The organism is Dyadobacter sp. (genome assembly GCF_039919315.1).
GTDB lineage: Bacteria > Bacteroidota > Bacteroidia > Cytophagales > Spirosomataceae > Dyadobacter.
In genome coordinates this window covers 79,558-98,172 of the sequence record NZ_JBDSFX010000070.1, presented here as the reverse complement: position 1 = coordinate 98,172, position 18,615 = coordinate 79,558, and the positions used below count along the sequence as shown (strand labels likewise).

The following is an 18,615-nucleotide window of genomic DNA, read 5'->3' as shown; positions in this document are numbered from 1 at the left end:
CTTACTCGCTCCTTAATGACTTCACTGGATTCATCAATGCTGCCTTAATGCTTTGAAAACTTACGGTCGCGACTGCAATGAGCACGGATAGCAGACCGGCCAGACCGAACATCCACCATTCAATCTCGATTTTGTATGCAAAGCCTTGCAACCACTTGTTCATCAGCCACCAGGCCAGGGGTGATGCAATTACGATGGCGATGGCTACCAGTTTCAAAAAGTCTTTGGACAACAGCCCCACGATACCGCCTACCGAGGCACCGAGCACTTTCCGCACACCAATTTCTTTCGTGCGTTGCTCCGCAGTGAATGTCGCCAATCCAAATAGTCCCAGGCAAGAAATAAAAATGGCCAGGAATGCAAAATAGTTGGATAACTTACTCACTACCTGCTCACTCTGATACTGGCGGGCATATTCCTGGTCGGTGAATGAATAGGTGAAAGGGAATGTAGGATTGAGTTTTTTGCAAATTTTTTCGATAGCGGCGAGCGTCTCTACGGTTTTGCCAGCTTCAATCCGGATAATCGCATTGCCATGATGCTCTTTGACGCCTAGATAGGCAATCAACGGCCTGATCGAACTGTGCAGCGACTGGAAATGAAAATCTTTCAATACCCCAACGATCCTGCCCTCCCTATTTCCCCATTTCAATGGCTTACCGATCGGATTTTTGTAGCCGGTTACTTTGAGGGCGGCTTCGTTGATGAGAAAACCTGTGGAATCGGTCGCGAATGTTTTGGAAAAATCACGCCCATCTACCAATTTAAGGTTCATTGTCTTGACAAAATCATATCCCACACCAACTGGCGTAAACCTGACCTTATCATTCGGGTCGCCACCCGTCCAGCTGATACCTTCCGTACCCGAACCGTTTGAAGCTGGCGAAGACGTCATGTGAGATACTTGCTTCACGCCCGGGACCTGTGAGAGCTCTGCATGAAGTACTTCGTAATTTTTACTCAAATCGCCTTCTAATGGGAAATAAATAAGATTTTCTCTGTCGTAGCCCAGGTTTTTGTGTTGTACAAAATCCACCTGCTGGTAGATAATGATCATTCCGACAATGAGGATAATGGAAAGCCCGAACTGAAATACCACCAGCCCTTGCCGCAGCCAGGTTGATTTCGTGTCAAGCTTGAAGGCGCCTTTGAGAATGCGAACGGGATTGAGCGATGACAGAAAGAATGCTGGATAGCTTCCCGCGACGAAGCCCGTCACCAGCAATAAACCGGCCAGAATTCCCCAGAACGAAGGTTGGTAGAGAGGCAGCGTGATTTGCTTTTCGGTGAGCACATTAAATGACGGAATCACCAAGGCGACCATAAGTACCGCCAGCACGATCGAAAAAATGGTGAGCAGAATGGCCTCACCCATAAACTGTCCTACCAGCATTGACCGCATCGCGCCGACGACCTTCCTTACACCTACTTCCTTCGCGCGTTTAGCAGAGCGGGCGGTAGCGAGGTTCATGAAATTGATACAAGCGATGAGCAGTATAAAAACCGCCACCAGGCTGAATAGACGCACATATTCAATGCGTCCACCGTCCATGTGCGCGTCTTTGATGTTGCTGTTCAGGTAGTATTCATGAAATGGCTGCATCGCCAGTTGCGTTTTGAACGGCTTACCCTGGTCGCGGTTATATTTATCCAGCAGGTGTTTGATCTTTGCCTCTACTTTGGCGGGGTCAGCATCATTACGGATCATAAAAAACGTAAGGGGATCGGTAGTACCCCAGTCTTTTGCCCAATCATTATCCTCCACAAACCCTTCCCAATTGCGCAGGCAGTCAAATTTCAACGTACTATTTTGGCCGATATTTTCGAATACGGCTGTAACCATCAGATCTTTACGATTATTAAATCGAATGGCTTTCCCGATGGCCGCTTCGGGGCTTCCGAAGAAATTCTCGGCCATGCTTCTGGAAATGGCGAGGCTATTCGGGTCTTTCAATGCGGCGGCGGGTGTTCCCTGCAAAAGTTTGTAGGTGAACATTTTGAAAAAATCGGCACTCGCTGCATTCGTTTGCTGTTTATGGATTTTATCGCCCAGCGAAAACGTTTCGCTACTAACCCATTCATAAGGAGTGGTCATTTCAATTTCGGGTACCGACTTTTTCAGCTCTGCGGCCAGGGGACCGGGCGTCCAAACCACGCCCTGTACTTTTCCACTGAAATATTCCCGCATGTAGATCCGGTAAAGCTGTTGCTTGTTGGCATGAAAAGCATCGATGCTCAGTTCATCTTTAATCCAAAGCATGATCAGCAAGCTGCACGCCATGCCCAGCGCTAGTCCGAGCACATTAATGCCGGAAAAGGTCTTGCTTTTAACAAGATTCCTGAGTGCGATTTTGAAATAGTTTTGTATCATATCACGGCTGAATAAATGTATTTTCGAATCATCGGTTGATCTTGTTCTCCGGGCAAATGGGCGCAGTAACTTAAACACACTTAGCATATAGCGCCGATTTGCTTTTCGTTTTCCGCCCGTTTGAAGCCAGTAACCGTACATTTCGAGCAAGTCGCCGTGTACTTCTTCCAAAGTACGCGGGTCGGCAAGCCAGGTTAGCAGCTTGGTAACCCAGCGAGGGGGACTGGCGCTTTCGGAGGTCGGATTTCGGCGTTCCGTCATCATCCTCCCATCAATTGAAGCGTTTGGGGAGGCAATGCATTCCACAATTCTTCCCTGACCTGTTTTACTTCCGTCAATGCCTTTCGCCCGAAAGCGGTGACCGTGAAAAAGCGCTTGCGGCGCCCTCCGCGCTCAGCCGTAGCGCCTCCCATTTTCGAGGACAAAAGACCTTTTTCCTCCATCCGCTGCAGGGTAGTATGTACCGTACTGAATCCGACGGACCTGCCGGTTTTTTGTTCGAGTTCCTGAGTAACGGTAACGCCATATGCTTCTTCGCCGAGTATGGCCACGGTAAGCAAAACCACCTCTTCAAACTCTCCTAAAAAGGTTCGTTTCATAACAGTTTCTTATTTAATCCGATAATGTCGATCAAATGCCGTGCCATTTTCGGAAAAGTGCATTTTATAACTCAGAAGGCCTGTTTGTTTGAAAAATAAGAAAGAAAAGTGTCCGGTATTGGACGGTATTTGCACTAAAACGAACAACAGGCAAAATGGATCGATATGGAATTTTACGGGTCATGATAAGTAGGTGGAACACAGGAGAATGTTCTTAATAGGTTCTCCGGGGTACTTTGTATATTTTTGAAATTAATACTTACAAATGGCGCAATCAAGATCCATATATCCACTTACAAACAGACAAAAATTGGAGCTGGGCGCTGGCGTGGCGTTCATATACCTGCCCCTTCGTATATATATGAACGTGCTGGGGATAGATCAGGCGACTTTTCTGCACAAATTCCCGCTGTGGTTGATCGAATTAACAATTACGATCATTTTTTTTAGTTTGTGGATCATCGTAACGGAATGGCTTCAACATTACATTGCCGGGATCTGGGGCGAGGATGTTTTAGATGAATTCAGGTTTCTGAACCAGCTTGTTACATTACTGATCGCCGTTGGCCTGGCGGTGATGTTCAATGCAGCATTCGGTATTTTGTGGCACTGGATGGAATCGGTTTGGGACAATACGACATTTGAAATGCCTTCATTGCTCAGTCGGTTGGCTAACCCGAAGAGGAGGGCCAACAATAGCATTACGGTCATGGCACTGATGGCGGCCTACTACCTTGCATCCAATAAGCGGGCGTCACAGAGACTCCAACGGGTACATATCAATGAAGAGCGACTGGAAAAGGAAAATATCAAGGCGCATTTCAATGCATTAAAAAACCAGATCAGTCCGCACTTTCTGTTCAATAATTTCAGCGTTCTGACCACTCTGGTGGAGACAAACCAGGAGCAATCCATTGTTTTTATCGGCCGGCTTTCCAAGGCATACCGGTATATTCTTGAACAGTCGGATTTTGAATACATCAAACTGAGAACCGAAATTGAATTCCTTGAAACCTATATGTTCCTGCTCAAAACGCGGTTTGAAGACAAAATAAACCTGGATGTGAGAGTATCCGCACAGCAAATGGACCAATACTCCGTCGTACCGCTGACATTGCAGCTGCTGATCGAAAATGCGGTCAAACATAACCGGATGTCCGCCCAAAATCCACTGACGATCACAATCGTTATCGATGGTGAATTCCTGATTGTCAGTAACCCGGTACAGCTGCGTGAACTGCCCGAACCGTCAACCAGGCTGGGGTTGTATAACATCATTAACCGGTATAAGCTGCTGATCGATAGGGCAGTGCTGGTTAATCAGGAGCATGGTCAGTTTATCGTTAAAATTCCCCTGATCCAATGAATGTATTGATCATTGAAGACGAAGCGCTGAGTGCCAGTCGATTACAAAGTCTCCTTTACCGGTACGACCCTACCGTTAAAGTTCTTAAGATCTTGACTTCGGTGACTGAAAGTATCCAGTGGCTCGGAAACCAGGGTAATGCGAAGCCCGACCTGATCTTTATGGACCTGCATTTGGAAGACGATCTTGCATTCAAGATCATTGATCATTTACAGCTGACGATACCGATCATATTCACAACTGCTTACAGTGAATACGCTTTGAAGGCATTCAAGGCCAATAGCGTTGATTATTTACTAAAACCCATTGATTCGGACGAACTTGTGTCTGCGGTTAAAAAATTTGCGCTTTTCCATCCCAAAAGCAACCCTGTACCAGATATGTCGGCCCTGATAGCCATGTACCAATCCAGCGTCCAGGAGCCATTCAAAGAGCGGTTTCTGGCATCAGCAGGTGCAAAATTGTTCAGTATCAAAACGGTTGACATTGCCTATTTTACGATTGAACAAAAGGCTACATTTCTTAAAACTTATGAAGGAAGGCATTTGGCGATGGATTATAGTCTCGACAAATTATCACAGCTGCTCGATCCCAAAGACTTTTTTCGCATCAACCGGTCTTTGATCGTGGCACTGAACAGCATCCGGACGATCCACACGATATCGGCGGGCCGACTTCAACTCGAACTGCAGCCTTCCATCGGGCAAGAGGTATTGGTAAGTGGCGACCGGATTGCCGATTTTAAGCATTGGTTGGGCAAATAATACCAAAGACAACTATCATTCTTCCATCAGAAAGGGCGACTCAACGACCATTTCCGGTCATTGGCCGCCTTTTATTTTTTCATGCGACTGCTACAAAACACCTTTGAATCGCGAATTGTGTATTAGCGGTGACTATGCAACGATTTGTCGTTCATGGTGTCATTGGACGTGGTATTGTATTTTAAAATTTTATCCTGATTTCGCCATGCTGGAATTCGATATACAGGACAAGCTTATCCTCGTAAGCTGCGACTCACATGAAATGGGGTACCTGTCGCGGTACCTGAACCGGTTCAGGCTGGTATTTATCGTAGAAGGGAATGGGACGGCGATTCTAGGCGAGGAGTCGTACAGATACGAAAAAGACAGTTTTTTTCTGATTCCCCCACGGCACGACCTGGATTGTATATCGCCGACCAAGACGCGTATGCTGGTCATCATATTTGGCTTGTTCCGTTCATCGAACAACAAATCAGACGAGCCGGTTACTAGTTTTTTGAACCTGTATCAGCACATTCAGCAGATTTTTCTGGCCAAGAATATCATTCAGGGGATGCGGATCAGTGATGACACGGACAGGGACTCTGTTGCCAGATTGGTACCGTTATTAAGAAACGAACTACTTCATCCACAAGGCTATTCTAAGGAAATTGCAATCAATGTCGTGTTCATTTTAGTGAATATCCTGACCAGGAACATCGACAATGCCTCGGGTGGGCCGGTGAGCGAGTACGATCCGGAGACAAACCGGGCGCTGAACTACATTAAAGACCTGATTCAGCAAAACAGCCGTTTTACGCTCAGGGATATTGCCAAAGGCCTGAATATGTCGGATTATAATCTTAATAAACTCATCATAAAAGGGACGGGCAGAACATTGAAATCGCTGATTGCCAGGTACCAGGTCGAACTTTTTGCCGAATCGTAATTTTGTTATCGCGCCTGACCAAAAAAATACGTAAGTACCAGTAGTAACAACAGGCCGATTTGACCTACTAAATTTTCACTTTCGAAAAAACATACAATGTTTCGGTTGCGATCTGTTTGCAACGTTCGTCATATTTCGCTGTCTCTTGCTCGGCACCATCAAACGCTTTCGGGTCATCATAAGGGACCGCAACCCGGGCAGCTGCACCTTTGACAACAGGGCAAGCTTCATCAGCCTGGGAGCAGGTCATGATCGCGCAGAAATTGCTTTGCGGGTTGCCGGCGTCGTCATATTTCTTTGAAAATGCTTTCAAAGGGTCAGTATCAGCTCCGTAGCTCACTTTATAGACCGGGTTTTTGCCTTCTGATGTTTTTGTGATAACAAAACCAGCCCTCTCGCAAGCAGCAACCGCTCTTTCATTAAATGCACTAGCCTCTGTGCCACCCGAATATGTTTTTACATTGGGTATATGATAGTATGCAGCAGCAGTTGCTCCCCAGATTTGTCCGAAATGACTGCGCCTGGAATTATGGGTACAAATGTAGGTGAGCTGTACAGGCTGAGATGCTTTTACTTGCTTTTGGATAAATGCAGCAATCTTGTCAAGCTCTACAACCCGATCCTGCGGTATTTTCGAAAAGTCTTCTTTAATCGTTTCAATGTATACAGCCAGCTTTGGATTAAGGTTTTTCTTTTTGTCGTGATGGTCACTTGGCATAATTGCAGCAGTAGTTATAATGGTTAGCAATAACAAATGGATCAGATTCATGTAGTTTAAATCATTTAAATTCTATCGTAAAGATACGATAGAATTTATTACACAAAAAAATAATTATCGTAATATTGCAATTAATAAATCACCCATTATATTTGCAGCATGGGAGTTACGAAAACCGAAATATTCACTGAGCAGCAAAACCGGATTGCAGATCTGGCCAAGGCATTCTCACACCCGGCCAGGGTTGCGATCCTGCAATTGCTGATTGCCAGAAAGTCCTGTATTTGTGGAGACCTGGTCGACGAGCTCGAATTGGCCCAAGCCACAGTTTCCCAACATTTGAAAGAGCTGAAACGGATCGGCATCATTCACGGAGAAATCAACCCGCCGCGGGTTTGCTATTGCATTAATCCAATCGTCTGGTCAGAAGCCCAGGAAGCGTTTGGGGCACTGCTGGATAGATTTACACTATCCACATCCTGCTGCAACTAGCAGGGTATTTTTTTACAAAAATTAATCGTAATATTACATTTAACCAATAAGAAACATGAGCCAGTTAAATCCGGCGGCCGGCGGTCCGGTGACCCGCGGTCCAATGACATGGGGTGATTTCAAAAGCACCCTGGAACAAAATACAGATTTATGCCTTCAATTCCAGTATGAAGAAGGCAAGTTTGTCGATAGTTCTTATCACATCACCGAAATCAAGCAAGCTCCGATTGTATCTGTGGACTGCGGCGGGCAAATGAACACCTGGACAGAGGTAATCGTGCAGCTCTGGGAGCCATCGGTGAAGGAAGTAGATCGCTCCATGAGAGTAAGTAAGGCGCTAAAAATTGTGAACCTGGTGGAAAAAACGATGCCTTTGAATCCGAATGCAACTGTTAAAATCGAATTTGGCAATTCAAAGTTCGATACACGTCAAATGTATCCAGGTGAGTTTGTTGCAGATGGTGAAGCATTCACGGTTAACCTCGTTCCGGACTTCACACAATGCAAAGCGCTCTCCCGAAACCAAAGCTGCGGTACAGCGTCGGCGGAAAGTTCTTGCTGCGCCCCTGCCGTTGTTAAACAAGAACTGGAATTAGTTACCTCGGATGGAGCCAGCTGCCAGCCTGGCTCTGGATGCTGCTAATCGAACAAAAAATAGGATGGCATTACAAATTGAAAATGCAAGACCGGAAGAAAATCACTTGTTGATCAGCCTGTTGAATGCAAGATCATATTAGCGAAATGAAGCTACCTATGTATGCGTCTTTCAGCTTGACGTTTGCGTTGATGGGTGATGCGTTTCTGTATTCATTTCTGCCGGTAAATGCGCTGAGTATACATGTACCAATCATCTGGATTGGTACAATTTTATCCATCAACCGCTTTACCCGGATTCTGCTAAATCCGCTAATTTTGCGCGTTTTCAGCCGTTTGGGCTTCCGCCTTCCAGTGATTGTTGCGGTAACTATTTCCGTACTGGCCACTGCCGGCTACGGTGCAGGTTTTGGCATCGCAATTCTACTACTGCTCAGGATCTTATGGGGTATATCGTATTCTGTACTTCGGGTTGCGGCAATTACCTACGCGATGGATTATCCCAGAAAAGGCCTGGCGCTGGGTTTAAGCCAAAGTATTGTAGAATCGGGGCCGCTACTGGCGCTACTGGTTGGGCCACTACTTTTTGGTATCATTAGTCCCAAATCGATATTTGTGATAATCGCTTTGCTATCGACACCAGGAATTTATTTTGCTTTCAAACTTAAAGAAAGAGACCGGTCACCCGGGAGGAAACTGAGCCTCAAAATATCATATCCTTCTGTTTTTAACCGGCTGGCGTTTTTGGGAGCCTTTGCAGTGGAAGGAATGCTTGTGGTTTTAATTGGGGCATTACTAATAGATGCTCAGCCTGATTGGTCGCCTGTCGAAATTACTGCGGCAGCAGCCGGGTTTCTAAGTTTCCGACGGATTTGCTCCCTTTTGATTTCGCCTTTTGCAGGTTGGTCAGCTGATCGGTATGGGCTTTCCAACATATATTCAGGCTCTATCTTAATCATTTGTCTAGGTTTGCTGCTGGCAGCAAACGGCTGGGTGGTAGCAGGATTGATCTTTGTATTTACCTTCTACAATGTTAATGCATCTCTGGCCGCAGGGGCAGCATCTGCTGGGAAAGCCGACGTCACACGCGCCGTATCAAACAATGCAACTTTCAGGGATGCGGGTTCGGCATTTGGTGCGTTGACTGGTGGGTTTTTAATGACGAACGATCATCTAGGCCCAGTTTTTTCCGCCATAGCTTTGATTCTAGTACTTCTTACATGGGTATATCATAGAGCGTCCAAAGGGAATGCAGCTATATAAATTATAGTCCTTGCCATGGGTTCAAGGTGAAGGTAGCTGTGTTGGTAAAATATTTGAATTATTTGCCGTAAATAGTTTATCGTTATGAATGTGATAGCCAGTATCATTCATTTCAAGGGCAATCTACACCACTCTCGGAACCTACCCTCAGACCTGAAAATTTTATGTTCGCTCACTACTGAAAATCTATTGCAGTCATTTCGTTAACGCTTGAAATGACTTGCTAAGGCTCGACAAAGTACTTCACAAATAGTACGAAGTAATTCGGTTTGAATATCGGTTAATAAAGGCTACCTTTCATTATATCAGCATGGTCGTTCTATCGAAATCTTCAGCAAAATCATTCCATGAGGCTATTATTACTCCTTTTTCTACCATCACTAGTGATTGGGCAGGGTTCTGGCTTTCGACAACTTACCACCATTAACGGTCTTTCCCAGAATCACGTTGGGTCGATTCTTATGGATAAAAAGGGCTTTATGTGGTTTGGTAGCGATGATGGATTGAACATGTACGATGGATATACTTTCAAACATTACAAGCATGACAAAGCCGATAGCAACAGCATTGATGATAGCTACATTCAGGATATCATGGAAGATAAAAGTGGCGATTTGTGGATTGCTACATCGAGCGGATTAAACCGGTTTGACAGGGCCAAGGCCAGCTTTCAACATTATTTCAGTTTTTCCAACAAGCGCAGTGTTAATGACATATTTCAGGATAGTAAAGGCAGAATATGGCTGGGTACAAGCAATGGATTACTATTATTCGATCCTCGGAAAGGTTCCAAAAGAATATTTTTACGGGTTGATAGAGATAAAAACAAATACAAGCCCCCTGCCAATATTTCCAGGATTATTGAAGACGCCAGTGGGGCACTTTGGATAGGTACGGAGTACGGCTTGTACCGGTTTGATCCCGAAACCTTCAAGTATGCAGGTTATGTCAAAGGAAATGATGACAAAAGTCTTCAGTCCAGTTGGATTAAGGCTCTGTACAATGATTCGGCTGGTGACATTTGGATCGGCACGCATGGTGGAGGCTTGTCTGTTTTTAATCCTGAGAGTAAGTCCTTCCGTACGTTCCTGCATAATCCTTCGGATTCTCTGAGCATATCACATAACGATATTCTTTCGATTTCCCAGAACCGCGACGGCCGCCTTTGGATCGGCACCGAGAATGGGGGGATCAGCGTCTATAATCAATCGACGGGCAACTTCACAGCCATCCAGCATATCGATGAGGACAACACTTCCATCAGCGACAATTCAGTCTATTGTATCTACCGGGACCGGATTGACAATTTATGGATCGGGACTTATGCCGGCGGGGTCAATTTTCTTCCGCGTTTTGGCAAGAAATTCACTTCTTACAAAAAAAATAACCACAGTAACAATAGCCTGAGCAACAATTTGGTACTCGCTATATGTGGCGATTCGGACGCTGAAAAGATCTGGATTGGGACCGATGGAGGAGGATTAAATGTATTTGACAGAAAAACCAGGAGGTTTACTTCCTACCGGCACAGTGAGACAAACAGCAACTCGCCGAGCAACGATTATGTAATATCTATTATCAATGTATCAAAAGATGTGCTTGGGCTGGCCTATCATATGGGAGGCTTTGATTTTTTCAATATCCGTACCGGGAAGTTCGAGCATCACATGCCAAACTCCAATGACCCCTTTAGCCTTTCCACCGCGGACGTAAACAATATCTTTCAAGATCGCAATGGCGGGATCTGGCTGGGTACGTGGAAAGGAGGCCTGGAATTTTATGATGTAAATACGGGCAGGATAAAACACTATCAACATAATCCGCTGGATAGCACAAGCATTAGCGGGGATATTGTCACGAAAGTTTTTCAGGATCGGTTTGGGAAAATCTGGGTCGGTACATTCGAGGGGCTAAACCTTTTTGATCCGACAAAAAAATCATTCACAAGGTATCAGAATAGCATTAAGGACCTGAATTCAATTTCCAATAACAAAATCCAGACCATACAACAGGCCCGTGATGGTATTTTATGGATTGGTACATTAGGAGGCGGTCTAAATCGTTTCGACCCCGTAACAAAAGTTTTTACTGCTTATACTGAAACGCATGGACTATCAAGTAATGTGATCTACGGAATCATGGAAGATAAAAAGGGTTACCTATGGCTTAGCACAAATAACGGGATAGACGAATTTAACCCTAAAACAAAGGCGTTCAGAAATTTCGGAGTAGCAGATGGTTTGCAAGGGAATGAGTTTAAAAGCAATTCATTTTATAAGACTGGCGATGGGGAGATGTTTTTCGGAGGCGTAAAAGGGTTTACTACTTTTTATCCGGATAAGCTGGTGGATAACAATTATGTGCCCCCGGTTTACCTGACCGATTTTTCACTTTTTAATAAGCAAGCCACCCTTGGCGCAAACTCGCCCCTTACAGCACATATTATTGAGACAAAACAAATCAATCTGAGCTACAAACATTCCGTTATCTCTTTCGAGTTCGCAGCTTTGAATTATACGATGCCTGAAAAGAACCAATACGCTTATCAAATGAAAGGCTTCGATGCTGACTGGATTTATAGCGGAACAACCCGGAAAGCAACCTATACAAATCTGGACCCGGGAGATTTCGTTTTTCAGGTAAAGGCGGCCAATAACGACGGACTTTGGAATAATGAAGGTGTGCAGGTAAGGATTCACATTGCGCCACCTTTCTGGCAGACACTCTGGTTCCGTATACTAGTAGGTGCGCTAGCGCTGGGATTGATTTATCTTGTATACTGGTTGCGTATGCGGGTAGTGAAAGAGCAAAAAGAGTTGCTGGTCAAACAAGTTGAAGAAAGAACAAAGGAAATCATCAAACAAAAACAGGAACTTTCAAACCAGTCGGGCCAGCTACATGAACTGAATGATAAATTGCAAATACAGAACAAGCAGGAACAGTTGGCCAGGCAGGAGGCCGAAAAAGCAAATATGGCTAAAAGCGTGTTCCTGGCTACGATGAGCCACGAAATCCGCACCCCGATGAACGGGGTCATAGGAATGGCCATGCTGCTTTCTCAAACCGAACAGACCCAGGAGCAAGCTGAATACACCGAGACGATCATCAACAGTGGTGACAGCTTGTTAACTGTAATCAACGATATTCTTGATTTTTCGAAGATTGAGTCCGGGAATATGGAACTGGAAATGATCAGTTTTGACCTGAGGGAGTGCATTGAGGCGGTACTGGATCTATTTTCGGCCAAGGCTGCCGCTATTGGACTTGATCTCGTTTATGAAATTGATCCTCAGGTACCCAGCCAGATTGTTGGAGACGGCCAGCGATTAAGGCAAATACTGCTCAACCTGGTTGGAAACGCAATCAAGTTTACACATCAGGGAGAGATTTTTGTAAGCGTAACGCTGTCTAAAACATTGAACAACAAGGATATAGAGCTTCGTTTTGCCATCCAGGACACTGGCATTGGCATTCCTGAGGACAAGCTTCACAAACTTTTCGTAGCTTTTTCGCAAGTTGATTCCTCGCATACACGGAAATACGGTGGTACAGGGCTGGGTTTGATCATCAGCCAGCGGCTTGTGAAATTAATGGGCGGAGAGATCGGGGTGGAAAGCACTCTGCATAAAGGTACATGCTTCTATTTTACAATTATTGTAGAGGCCAGCACCCAGGCGACAAGACAATATGTTCTTTTTAATTCGGCAGCAAATGATGGAAAATCCGTGTTACTGGTAGATGACAACATGACTAATCTGCGCATTTTGCAGCTGCAGATGGAGCAATTGAAACTCGCCCCCAGTTTAGCCTCATCTGGAGACCAGGCCTTGAAGATCCTTGAAAGCGGGACAAAATTTGACCTTGTAATTACCGACCAGCAAATGCCCCAAATGGACGGGATAGAACTTGCAACAAAAATCAAGCAGAAGTACCCGTCACTTCCCTTATTTCTACTCAGTTCCGTCGGGGATGATACCGGCAAAAACCGCAGGGATTTGTTTGCAGCTGTTTTGACAAAGCCAGTGCGGCATCATGATCTAGGTAAGATGGTCCAAATGGAGTTGAAACTGAATCGGGAAGCTGGGGAGCCTGTCAACCAACGCACATCGCCCAAGCTTTCCACTGATTTCGCAATGCAGTATCCATTGCACATTCTTATGGCTGAAGACAATCTGATTAATGAAAAATTGTTCACCAATATCCTCACAAAGCTGGGTTATGCCCCTCTGATCAGCAGAGATGGTATGGAGGCGTTTAATATGGTCATGACCGAACGCTTTGACGTTGTGTTTATGGATGTTCAGATGCCCCAACTTGATGGCCTTGAGACGACACGTTGGATCCGTCAGAAAGCTGCTGATCAACCTTTCATCGTTGCCATGACAGCAAACGCCTTGCGGGAGGACAGCGAAGCATGTATTCAGGCTGGCATGGATTATTACATATCTAAGCCCTTGCGGCTTGAAGATATTAAGAATGCATTAGGGAAAGCTTACGATTACAAGAAGGAACGGTTTACAGGCCAGCCGCTTTAAGCATATTCGATGAAGTATACAAAAGCTGACACGAAATGTTCTACTAATAACTCGACTAAACAAAAACAGGCTTTCAAGTTGTTACACTTAAAAGCCTGATAATCAATGTCGGGATGACAGGATTTGAACCTGCGACCTCTTGCACCCCATGCAAGTACGCTACCGAGCTGCGCTACATCCCGTAATTCTTTCGGGTTGCAAATCTAGGAATGTTTTGGATTATTGTCTATTTCAATCTTAAAAAATTTGAAAATTGAAACAGACAATAATCCTTGAATTCTGTTAGATGGTCTCGTTCTGCCAGTTAGGGTTTACAACCTCTTCTTTTCCTTTTCTAAACCACTTGTCGCGAATGCGTTCGTTCACATAATACATACATGGGACCATAATCAATGTAAGCAATGTGGAGAACGTCAACCCGAAAATGATCGTCCAGGCGAGAATGTTCCAGAATATGGAGCTCGGTCCTCCCACGATCAGGTGCGGTTCCAGATTACGGAAAAGCCCGACAAAATCAACAGTGATACCCAGGGCCAAAGGCACGAGTCCAAGTACTGCTGCGGATGCCGTCAGCAATACAGGAGTAAGCCTGATCGCCCCACCTTCGATAATCGCTTCCCGCATCGGGTATCCGCGCCCTCGGAGCTCTTCAATAAACTCGATGAGCAGGATACCGTTTTTCACAACGATACCAGCCAATGCAATGATCCCCACACCGGACATGATAATCGAGAAATCTTTCTTGAATATGATAAAACCAAGCAGTACCCCGATCAACGATAACAGAATGGTAAAGAAAATAATGAATGGCTTCACCACCGAGTTGAACTGCGTGGCCAGGATCAGGTAGATCAACAGGATAGCAGCTCCGAAAGCGGTCCCAAGGAATGCCATGGACGCATTTTGCTCTTCCTGCTCACCACCCATTTTAATGATATAGCCGTTCGGGACTTCCATATCCTGGATCAACGTTTCTATTTGCGCCACGATTTCATTGGCATTATAACCTGGCAATACATCGGAGCCCAACGTCACAATCCTGCTTTGGTCCTGACGGTTGATCTGGCTAAAAGTAGTGGAGTAGTGAATGTCGGCCACGGAAGTGATCGGAACCTGACGTAGCGCTCCGGCCATAATCATGTCACGGTATACTATATTGAGACTCAAAAGCTTCTCTATTTGCTCACGATCGTCTTTTTCAAGCCTTACCATGATCGGATACTCGTCCTTATCATCCCTGAACTTAGAAACTTCAAGTCCGAAAAGGGCAGTCCTGACCGCCAGCGCGATTTGCTGTGAACTTATGCCTTCACGCTGTGCTTTTTCACGATTGATATCAATAACAATCTCAGGTTTATTGGTAACAAGATCCGAACGGAGCTGATCGATACCTTCGATCCCGGATTGCTGTACCTTTTGCAGCACGCTTTTTTCTAGTTTTTGAAGTATAGCAAAGTCATCCCCGGAAATCTCAATGGAGATCGGCTTGCCAGTTGGAGGGCCTACGGCTTCGCGTTCGACAGAAATCTCAGCGCCTGGAATTCCTTTTACAGCTTCCCGGATCTTGCGCAAAATCGCTTCTGATGATCGCCCGCCACGCTCTGTTCCGTAAACAAATGCAACAGTTATTTTGGATTTGTGCGGTGTCGCGGAACGGTCAGGATTATATGGATCACCAGCGTTTTTACCAACATTGGCAATCACCGAATTGACCATATCCATTGCTTTTTCCTTTTCAAGTACATCAAAAACCCTTTTTTCAATGATCTTGGTCACAGAGTCCGTCACCCGGGCATCAGTTCCGATCGGCAATTTATTGTACACATAGACATAATCAGGGTCGCCACTTGGGAAGAAGAGTACTTTGGGCTGAACAATACCAGTCAGTACAAATGTGAAGATCAGCAATCCAAATACGATTAGAATAGCAACTACTGGTCTCCAACCTCTTAGCAACCAGTCGATCAGCTTGCGGTAGCCATTTTTCAATGATGGCAATAACCGGTCCTGGAATGGTACTAATATTCTTGGTGTCAGAATGTAATGGTTAAATACCCAAAGTATTAATATGAAAACCATGAAGTTTCCAACGCCGCGATCGATCAGATATCCGATCGCGGCAGCTACGATAAGGATAATCAATGGACGACGGATCGCTTTAAAGCTAGTGTCGTGCGCTTCTTTTTCGTCATCGTGACGACCCATAAACGACACGGCAAATACAGGGTTCATGACGTAGGCCACAAAAAGCGAGGCCCCTAGTGTAATAATGAGCGTCAGTGGCATAAATTTCATGAATTCCCCCACTATACCTGTCCAGAAAAGCAATGGAAAGAATGGTGCAACGGTGGTAAGCGTTCCAGAAAGTACGGGAATAAATACTTCCCCTGCGGCAGCTTTCACGGCTTGCTGAATCGTCCAGTCTTTATGGTTATTGAAAAGCCTGTGCGTATTTTCAATAACTACAATGGCATCATCCACCACTAGCCCGATACCTAATAGAAACGCAAAGAGCACAATGGTGTTCAAAGTAAATTCTGTACCAACCATCGGTCCGATAATCGGCATCATTACAAACGCTACCAGTGCGGAAAGCGGAACCGAAAGGCCGACAAATATCGCATCACGGACTCCCATGAAGAACATCAATACCATTACCACAAAGATAAAACCCAATATAACCGTGTTGATAAGGTCATGCAGGTCTGCCCTCGTCTGGATAGACTGATCGGCGGTGATTTTTACGTCTAAGCCCGGAGGAAAGCGATTTTCCTTATAATCTGCAATTACATTTTCAATCTTATCAGCCGCTTCCACGAGGTTCTCTCCCGAGCGTTTGATGACGTTCAGCGTAATTACCGTTTTGTTGGCCAAACGTGCAAAATCCTGTTGTTCTTCAAAATTATCAGAAACCTCTGCTACATCTCCCAGGCGTACAGTGGCGCCTGTCGAGGTACGTATGCGGATATCGGCCATGTCGGCTACATTGGTATACTCACCTTTTACACGCAGCGTCCGGCGTACACCTTCTACGTTTAGTTCACCACCGGAAACGTTGATGTTTTCACTCTGAATAGCAGTCTGAATGTCATAGAATGTCAAGCCCGTCGATTTCATGCGATCCAGGTTAACATTGATCTGAATCTCGCGGTTAAGCGCACCCAGAATATCCACACGGGTAATTTCCGGAAGTGCTTCGATCCCATCCTGCAAATCTTCGGCGTACTGTTTCAGCTGTTTCAGTGAAAAGTTACCCGCAATGTTGACGTTCATGATCGGGAATTCCGAGAAGTTAACGTCCTGTGCGGTAGGGCCGGAGTCGAGGTTCTGTGGTAAATCCGTTTTAGCCTTATCAATCGCATCCCTGACTCGCTGGAGTGCAACTTCTACGGCTACATCCGGTGTAAATTCAACCAGGATCACAGAAACGTCCTGTAATGCATTGGATTTAATTTTCTTAACCCCGCTCAGCGATTTCAGCTGTTTTTCAATGGGTTTGTTGATCGTATTTTCAATATCAGCCGGAGCTGTTCCGAAATAAATGGTGTTGATATAGATCTGAGGGATCTTGATATCGGGAAACTGCTCCTTGGGCAGGTTATTATAAACCATGAACCCGGCCAGTGTAATGATGAACGTAAATATGTAAATCGTCGTCCGATTCTCTACGCACCAGTTGGTGAAGCCTAGGGTTTTATATTCTTCAAATTTCATAATGCTAATTTTGAATGACCGGGTCGCCGGTGCGATGAATGAGCGAATGAGCGAATGAATTGTAATTTTATCTCACAATTCTTGACCACGGATTACCTGGCGATATCACTCTTTTTATCAATAACTGATCGGCTGACCGTCAGAAACTTCCTGGTAACCTAATGTAATCAGCTGGTCGCCGGCGGTCAATCCTGAAAGAATTTCCACTTTACCATTGTAGCTCAAACCGGTTTTAACCTCGCGGGCTTTGGCCACCTTTTTGTTGCCTTCTGCTACCGCTACATATACTACGTTCCCTTTTTCAGTGCTTTGAACATAGTTTTGGTCAATCGCCAGGGCATTTTTGCTGGTAGCGTCGTTGATCTGAACCTGCGCCATCATATTAGGCTTGATATCTTTGTCCGAAGGAAGGTTGGCCTCGATGGTGAATGTTCTGGAAAGCGGGTCGACAGCCGTGCTCACAAATGTTACCCTTGCTTTAAACTCTTTTTTTAGATCGGGAAATTTGATGATCACCTCATCGCCTTTTCTCACACTGGCAGCGTAAGTATCCGACACTTTTGCCGCCACTTTCAGGTTACTCAGGTTGACAACCCGAACGACGCCTACTCCCGGAGAAGCCATTTCACCTACTTTAACATTGACCACGTCCACTACGCCAGCCATGGGTGAAACAATGTTGCTTTGCGAAAGCTGTGTATTTAACGTGCTCAGCTTTCTTTCCAGTGATTCTTTGTTGTTTTTGGCTTGCAGATATTGCATTTCAGTACCGATCTTCTGGTCCCAAAGATTTTTCTGTTTCTCAAAAACTGTATTGGCAAGGCTCTGCTGGGTTTTAAGCTCTTCTATCGATTCCGTCAGAATGCTATTGTCAATTTTTCCGATAACGCTGCCTGCTTTCACGAAGTCGCCTTCACGAACGTACATGGCTGTTATGACACCGCCGGTTTTCGGAGTGACCAACACATTGTTTTTGGCATCGACGGTACCTTGCAGTTCCACATAGTGCCGGAAAACAGCAGCGTTGAGTGTATCAATGGCAACAGGTTTCACTTTGGCTTCCACCGTTTTGGTAGGGTCGAGCTTGGCGATTTCAATTTCGAGTGCCTTGATCTTTTTTTCGTTTTCGACCTGCGCGCTTTTCAGCTTGGTCAGTTCTTCTTTTTTGCCTTCAATGCCATCTTTTTTCTCTCCTCCGCATGAAGCGAGCAAAGTAGCAACGGCCGTTATGATCAAAATATGTCTTTTCATGATATTGGTAAGTAGCTGTT

12 protein-coding genes and 1 tRNA gene are annotated in these 18,615 nt (G+C 45.2%); 7 read left to right on the top strand and 6 right to left on the bottom strand.

The features are described from left to right. Position 1 precedes the first annotated feature (1 nt). Complete coding sequence (locus ABIO93_RS19645; RefSeq protein WP_348070745.1) at positions 2 to 2,635, bottom strand: ABC transporter permease; 2,634 nt, start codon at positions 2,633 to 2,635, stop codon at positions 2 to 4. Beyond that, complete coding sequence (locus ABIO93_RS19640; protein ID WP_244822377.1) at positions 2,632 to 2,970, bottom strand: PadR family transcriptional regulator; 339 nt, start codon at positions 2,968 to 2,970, stop codon at positions 2,632 to 2,634. Before ABIO93_RS19640 ends, ABIO93_RS19645 begins: the two co-directional genes overlap by 4 nt. Positions 2,971 to 3,235: 265 nt before the next feature. On the opposite strand from ABIO93_RS19640, the gene ABIO93_RS19635 reads away from it, so the two are divergent. The 3 genes from ABIO93_RS19635 to ABIO93_RS19625 all read left to right on the top strand — a co-directional run bounded on the left by ABIO93_RS19635 (position 3,236) and on the right by ABIO93_RS19625 (position 6,028). Next, positions 3,236 to 4,336 carry a histidine kinase gene (locus ABIO93_RS19635; protein ID WP_348070743.1) on the top strand — a complete coding sequence of 367 codons (1,101 nt, stop codon included), beginning with the start codon at positions 3,236 to 3,238 and terminating at the stop codon, positions 4,334 to 4,336. Then, complete coding sequence (locus tag ABIO93_RS19630; protein WP_348070741.1) at positions 4,333 to 5,100, top strand: LytTR family DNA-binding domain-containing protein; 768 nt, start codon at positions 4,333 to 4,335, stop codon at positions 5,098 to 5,100. The genes ABIO93_RS19635 and ABIO93_RS19630 overlap by 4 nt, the downstream gene beginning before the upstream one ends. A 205-nt stretch (positions 5,101 to 5,305) precedes the next feature. Further along, complete coding sequence (locus ABIO93_RS19625) at positions 5,306 to 6,028, top strand: hypothetical protein (protein ID WP_348070739.1); 723 nt, start codon at positions 5,306 to 5,308, stop codon at positions 6,026 to 6,028. A gap of 67 nt (positions 6,029 to 6,095) precedes the next feature. Here ABIO93_RS19625 and ABIO93_RS19620 read toward each other — a convergent pair whose 3' ends face one another. Next, on the bottom strand, positions 6,096 to 6,797 hold the full coding sequence (locus tag ABIO93_RS19620; protein WP_348070737.1) for a protein-tyrosine-phosphatase: 702 nt from the start codon (positions 6,795 to 6,797) through the stop codon (positions 6,096 to 6,098). A 108-nt stretch (positions 6,798 to 6,905) separates the two neighbouring features. On the opposite strand from ABIO93_RS19620, the gene ABIO93_RS19615 reads away from it, so the two are divergent. The 4 genes from ABIO93_RS19615 to ABIO93_RS19600 all read left to right on the top strand — a co-directional run bounded on the left by ABIO93_RS19615 (position 6,906) and on the right by ABIO93_RS19600 (position 13,630). Continuing rightward, entirely contained in the window at positions 6,906 to 7,238 is a 333-nt protein-coding gene (locus ABIO93_RS19615; RefSeq protein ID WP_348070735.1) for a metalloregulator ArsR/SmtB family transcription factor, read from the top strand. A 55-nt stretch (positions 7,239 to 7,293) separates the two neighbouring features. Then, positions 7,294 to 7,881: a DUF6428 family protein gene (locus tag ABIO93_RS19610; protein ID WP_348070733.1), complete on the top strand. Its 588-nt coding sequence runs from the start codon at positions 7,294 to 7,296 to the stop codon at positions 7,879 to 7,881. Positions 7,882 to 7,958: 77 nt separating this feature from the next. Beyond that, complete coding sequence (locus ABIO93_RS19605) at positions 7,959 to 9,095, top strand: MFS transporter (RefSeq protein WP_348070731.1); 1,137 nt, start codon at positions 7,959 to 7,961, stop codon at positions 9,093 to 9,095. A 347-nt stretch (positions 9,096 to 9,442) separates the two neighbouring features. Next, positions 9,443 to 13,630 (top strand): two-component regulator propeller domain-containing protein, encoded by a 4,188-nt coding sequence (locus ABIO93_RS19600; protein WP_348070729.1) that lies wholly within the window; start codon positions 9,443 to 9,445, stop codon positions 13,628 to 13,630. Between the two features lie 108 nt (positions 13,631 to 13,738). On the opposite strand, the gene ABIO93_RS19595 is transcribed toward ABIO93_RS19600, so the two are convergent. The 3 genes from ABIO93_RS19595 to ABIO93_RS19585 all read right to left on the bottom strand — a co-directional run bounded on the left by ABIO93_RS19595 (position 13,739) and on the right by ABIO93_RS19585 (position 18,595). Next, positions 13,739 to 13,812, bottom strand: a tRNA-Pro gene (locus ABIO93_RS19595). A 100-nt stretch (positions 13,813 to 13,912) separates the two neighbouring features. Continuing rightward, a complete protein-coding gene (locus tag ABIO93_RS19590; protein WP_348070727.1) occupies positions 13,913 to 17,344 on the bottom strand; it encodes an efflux RND transporter permease subunit in 3,432 nt (1,143 codons plus the stop codon). 117 nt (positions 17,345 to 17,461) lie between these two features. Then, on the bottom strand, positions 17,462 to 18,595 hold the full coding sequence (locus ABIO93_RS19585) for an efflux RND transporter periplasmic adaptor subunit (protein ID WP_348070725.1): 1,134 nt from the start codon (positions 18,593 to 18,595) through the stop codon (positions 17,462 to 17,464). Between the last annotated feature and the right edge of the window lie 20 nt (positions 18,596 to 18,615).

Coding starts and splice junctions, on each gene's coding strand:
- ABIO93_RS19645 (WP_348070745.1), bottom strand. CDS start 2,635: ATGATGACGGAACGCCGAAATCCGACCTCCGAAAGCGCCAGTCCCCCT.
- ABIO93_RS19640 (WP_244822377.1), bottom strand. CDS start 2,970: ATGAAACGAACCTTTTTAGGAGAGTTTGAAGAGGTGGTTTTGCTTACC.
- ABIO93_RS19635 (WP_348070743.1), top strand. CDS start 3,236: ATGGCGCAATCAAGATCCATATATCCACTTACAAACAGACAAAAATTG.
- ABIO93_RS19630 (WP_348070741.1), top strand. CDS start 4,333: ATGAATGTATTGATCATTGAAGACGAAGCGCTGAGTGCCAGTCGATTA.
- ABIO93_RS19625 (WP_348070739.1), top strand. CDS start 5,306: ATGCTGGAATTCGATATACAGGACAAGCTTATCCTCGTAAGCTGCGAC.
- ABIO93_RS19620 (WP_348070737.1), bottom strand. CDS start 6,797: ATGAATCTGATCCATTTGTTATTGCTAACCATTATAACTACTGCTGCA.
- ABIO93_RS19615 (WP_348070735.1), top strand. CDS start 6,906: ATGGGAGTTACGAAAACCGAAATATTCACTGAGCAGCAAAACCGGATT.
- ABIO93_RS19610 (WP_348070733.1), top strand. CDS start 7,294: ATGAGCCAGTTAAATCCGGCGGCCGGCGGTCCGGTGACCCGCGGTCCA.
- ABIO93_RS19605 (WP_348070731.1), top strand. CDS start 7,959: ATGCAAGATCATATTAGCGAAATGAAGCTACCTATGTATGCGTCTTTC.
- ABIO93_RS19600 (WP_348070729.1), top strand. CDS start 9,443: ATGAGGCTATTATTACTCCTTTTTCTACCATCACTAGTGATTGGGCAG.
- ABIO93_RS19590 (WP_348070727.1), bottom strand. CDS start 17,344: ATGAAATTTGAAGAATATAAAACCCTAGGCTTCACCAACTGGTGCGTA.
- ABIO93_RS19585 (WP_348070725.1), bottom strand. CDS start 18,595: ATGAAAAGACATATTTTGATCATAACGGCCGTTGCTACTTTGCTCGCT.